The 3,935-nt window shown below is 71.1% G+C and carries 4 protein-coding genes; 2 read left to right on the top strand and 2 right to left on the bottom strand.

What is annotated here, in order from left to right:
• The first annotated feature begins 131 nt into the window (after nt 1–131).
• Nucleotides 132–1,250: a hypothetical protein gene (locus VIB55_RS10760; protein WP_331876663.1), complete on the top strand. Its 1,119-nt coding sequence runs from the start codon at nt 132–134 to the stop codon at nt 1,248–1,250.
• On the opposite strand, the gene VIB55_RS10755 is transcribed toward VIB55_RS10760, so the two are convergent.
• Nucleotides 1,240–1,803 carry a metal-dependent hydrolase gene (locus tag VIB55_RS10755; RefSeq protein WP_331876662.1) on the bottom strand — a complete coding sequence of 188 codons (564 nt, stop codon included), beginning with the start codon at nt 1,801–1,803 and terminating at the stop codon, nt 1,240–1,242. The genes VIB55_RS10760 and VIB55_RS10755 overlap by 11 nt on opposite strands.
• Before the next feature lie 144 nt (nt 1,804–1,947).
• Between VIB55_RS10755 and VIB55_RS10750 the strand changes: the two genes are divergently transcribed.
• Nucleotides 1,948–2,601 carry a 4-vinyl reductase gene (locus tag VIB55_RS10750; RefSeq protein ID WP_331026146.1) on the top strand — a complete coding sequence of 218 codons (654 nt, stop codon included), beginning with the start codon at nt 1,948–1,950 and terminating at the stop codon, nt 2,599–2,601.
• A 4-nt stretch (nt 2,602–2,605) separates the two neighbouring features.
• Here the strand turns inward: VIB55_RS10750 and VIB55_RS10745 are convergent, their stop codons facing one another.
• Entirely contained in the window at nt 2,606–3,772 is a 1,167-nt protein-coding gene (locus VIB55_RS10745; RefSeq protein WP_331876661.1) for a bifunctional oligoribonuclease/PAP phosphatase NrnA, read from the bottom strand.
• Between the last annotated feature and the right edge of the window lie 163 nt (nt 3,773–3,935).

Raw genomic sequence — 3,935 nt, 5'->3', positions numbered from 1 at the left:
GGGGGGCGCCTGCCCGAGCACCGAACTTGGCCTCGCGCACTCCCCGACTTGCCGAAGCACCCCCGCGCACCCACCATCCCGCCGCGCACGACTACCTGTCGCGCGCCCGAGCACCGCATCCCGATCCGCCGATGACCACTGCCGCACCTGACGATCTGCACGCCGAGCTGCTGTCCCGCATCAGCATGGGGCCGGGCACCGCCATGGACGACGGCGAGTTCGACCGGCTGGCGCGCGCGGTGTTCGCCCACCAGTACGCGTGCAACCAGCCCTACCGGCTGTTCTGCGACCGGCGGGGCGCGACCCCGGATAGCATCTCGCACTGGGGCGACATCCCCGCGGTGCCCACGGACGCGTTCAAGGCCGCGGCGCTCGTCTGCGGTGACGCAGGTGTGGAGATGGCTGCCGTGTTCCGCACCAGCGGCACGACCGCCGGGCCGGAGCGGCGCGGGACGCACCACGTGCCCGACCTGGCGCTGTACGACGCCGCGCTGCGGGCCGGCTTCGCCGCGCACCTGCTGCCGGACGGCGCCCGCCCACGCGTGATCTCGCTCGTCCCGCCACCGTCCGCGCTCCCCGATTCGTCGCTCTCTCACATGGCGGGCGCGGTGATGGCGGATTTCGGGAGCGAGGGTAGCGGATGGTTCGTGTCCCCGGACGGCGGTATCGACCACGTGGGGCTCGGTGACGCGCTGCATGCCGCGGAGAGGGACGGCGAGCCGGTGTGCATCGTGGGGACGGCGTTCGCGTTCGTGCACTGGCTGGATGCGCTGCGCGAGGCCGGCACGCGCCACCGCCTTCCGCCGGGGTCGCGCCTGATGGACACGGGGGGATTCAAGGGCCGCTCGCGCGAGGTGACGCGCCAGGAGCTGTACGCCGGATTCGACGAGCTGCTGGGGATTCCGTACGCCTGGTGCGTGAACGAGTACGGGATGACGGAGATGAGCTCGCAGTTCTACGACGGCGTGGCGGGGGCGGCGCTTCCGCCTTCGGAGCGGCTGCACGTCGGTCCGGCGTGGGTGCGCACGCAGGCGACCGACCCCGAGACGCTGAAGCCGCTTCCACACGGCGAGACGGGCGTGCTGCGCCACGTGGACCTGGCCAACCTCCACTCCGTCGCCGCCATCCAGACGGCGGACCTCGGCATCACATCGCCCGAAGGCTTCCGCGTGCTGGGCCGCGCGCGGGGCGCGGAAGCGCGCGGCTGCTCCATCGCCATGGACGACCTGCTTTCCGCCATCAACCGCTGACCGGAGCCGACACGCGCTGCCGCCAGCCGCGGATCAGCCGCGCGAGCAGGAGGAAAACGGCGAAGAAGCCGGCGGCCATCGCCGTCTGCGCCGCCAGCAGCATCAGCGGCTCCGGCTGCAGGACGTTCATCGCCGTGTCGGCCATTCCGTCGCCCTCCACCGGCACCTTGGGGAAGAGCTTGCCGATGGAGTACGGCCGCTGCCCCGAGAACGGCCAGCCCAGCATCAGGTTGGTCGGCCCGCTTTCATCCAGCAGGTCCGCCGCCAGGTGCGAGGCGTAGCCCACGCCGAACACCGCGGCCCACCGCTCCCCGCCCACGGCGTACCCGATCAGCGCCCACACTACCACCGCCGACAGGCTGTGGGTGAACGTGCCGTGGTACGAGCCGCCCTTGCCCAGCGCGATCCCCAGCACGATGTCCACGTCCGGCAGCGCCGCCATCCCCGCGCCCACGGCCCACGCCTGCCAGCGGGGCAGGGGGTCGCGCATTCCGGAGCGGGCGACCTCCGCCAGGCCGGCGCCGATGAGCATGTGTGCGGGAGGAAACGGCATCGATCTCCAGGTACGGTGGTTCAGGACGGTGGACGGCGGCACGCCAAGGCAGGACTCGTTCCGGCGCCCCACCTTGCCAGAAGGCGGGTAGCCGGGCGAGATTGGGCGCCTTCATCCACCGAGATGCACGGATCTTCCGCGAGAATGAGCAGGACCTCCAGCCGCCGGCCCGTTGGGCCCAACACGCCCAGCGTGACCCCCGTCTTTCCGTTGATCCTGCTGGAAACCATGCGCGACATGGACCGGCCCGAGGAGCTGCTGGAAGGTGAAGACCTGGCCGCGAGCATGCCCCGGCGCCTGGGCCTGAGCGACGTGGTGTACCTGCAGATCCACAAGTTCCGCGAAGAAACGCGCAAGAAGAGCCTGCAGAGCAGCGCCACCGTCGAAGACCTGATCCGGCTGGTGATCCGCCGGCCGGACTGCGACGAGATCTTCGAAGAGGCGGGGCGCCGCGTGGCGCGCCGTGCGTGGGAGGAAAAGTCGGGAGCGTCGCGGCGCTGGGCGCGCCTGCTCCCCTCGGGAATGAAGATGCGCGCCGCCGCCCGCGCCGCGCGCCGGGTGATCGGGCAGCTGGCGGGGACGGCGCAGCTGCAGGTGCAGCCCCGGCCCTTCACCGTTCGCCTGCGCGGCGCCCTCACCAGCAACGCCGACCCCGGCGGCGCGGCCTGCGCCTTCTACACCGGCGTGGTCAGCGAGCTGATGTCGCAGTACGGCGCCCGGCCGCACAACGCCAAGCACGTGGCCTGCACCGCGCGCGGCGCCGACGCCTGCGAGTGGAACGTGTTCGTCGCCGGCTGACGCCTCACCCCTCCTCGGGCCCGCAGGTCTCGTCCAGCTCCTCCACCCCCGCCGCGCGGAAGAGCTTCCTCCGGATGCGGCGGTCGAACAGGGCCCATTTCATGGCCTGCTGGTTGGGATCGTCCTCGTCGCCCTTCAGGAATCCCACGTCGATCTCGAACCCGCCCGCGCGGCTGCGCCCGCCCCCGTACGGGCGCCCCCGCAGGTCTTCGCCCAGGGCGCGCTTCAGGAACTCGTCCACGTGCAGCGTGGGCCGGTGCGTCCGCAGGCTCCCAGACACCACCTCGCGCCCGTCCTCCTCCGCCAGCAGGCCGAAGACGACCGAGGTGTGCACGTTCTCCTCCGTCAGCAGGAAGTCGGCGGCCACGGGAATGGAATCGCGCTCCGCCCACCGCACGTAGCCCACCCCTGATACCGAGAAGCCGTTGCGCACCACGCGGTTGTGCAGCGCCTGCTCGATCGCCGTCAGCGTGGCGTGCGACTTCTGCACGCACAGCACTTCTTCCAGCAGGTCCGGGTCGATGAAGGGCGCCAGGTGTGCCGCCGCGCGGTACTCCGGCGCCCGCGCGTGCACGAAGCCGTCCGTCTCGCTGTGCAGGCCGTGCATCAGCGCCGTAGCCAGGCGGGTGTGGTGCTCGTTGTTCTTTTCCAGCGTCAGCAGCTCGCCGCTGGAGAGGTATTCCACGAACATGGTGGCCGCGGCGCCCATCGGCCGCACGTCGGAAAAGATGGGGTCCAGCACGTCGTCGGGGTCGTGGTGGTCCACCACCGCCAGCGTGGGCACGCCCGCCTCCTTCAGCCGGTCCGTCAGGTGTGTGGTGGAGCCCTGGTTGTCGACGAACACGGCGGCGGCGTACTTCTCCAGGTCCATCTCCGGCTCGTACTGCTCGATGGGAACGCCCAGCAGGTTCACGAGCGCGCGGTTTTCCGGGTGGCTGATCTGCCCGTCGTACACCAGGTCGGCGGCGATGCCGAACCGGTGGGCGATCTCGCGGTAGGCCAGGCCGCACGAGATGGCGTCGGGGTCGGGAAAGTCCTGCAGCGCAACGATGTGCCGCTCGCCGCGCCGCGCCTGGAGCAGCTGCGCCAGCTCGGTGGCGCGGCCGGTGCTGGCCAGCTGCGACGGGGGCGTCACTTCCAGGGCGGCCACGGGACCGGCTTGCTCGGACACTGCGTTCTCCTGGTGGCGAGTCGGGTTTGCGGGCGCGTGCATCGGAAGCTGCGTGCCAGAGGTGGGGACAGTGCGGAAGTGCGTGAGTGCGTGAGTGCGTGAGTGCGAAAGTGCGAAAGTGCGAAAGTGCGAAAGTGGGGACGGCTGAGCCGAGCGCGCGTTT

This window comes from Longimicrobium sp. (assembly GCF_036554565.1).
Taxonomy (GTDB): domain Bacteria; phylum Gemmatimonadota; class Gemmatimonadetes; order Longimicrobiales; family Longimicrobiaceae; genus Longimicrobium.
The sequence above is the reverse complement of the archived record's forward strand: the minus strand, read 5'-3'. Positions and strand labels throughout refer to the sequence as shown.

What these genes read in the sequence shown, in the direction of transcription:
- VIB55_RS10755 (WP_331876662.1), bottom strand. Translation starts at nt 1,803, where the DNA reads ATGCCGTTTCCTCCCGCACACATGCTCATCGGCGCCGGCCTGGCGGAG.
- VIB55_RS10760 (WP_331876663.1), top strand. Translation starts at nt 132, where the DNA reads ATGACCACTGCCGCACCTGACGATCTGCACGCCGAGCTGCTGTCCCGC.
- VIB55_RS10750 (WP_331026146.1), top strand. Translation starts at nt 1,948, where the DNA reads ATGAGCAGGACCTCCAGCCGCCGGCCCGTTGGGCCCAACACGCCCAGC.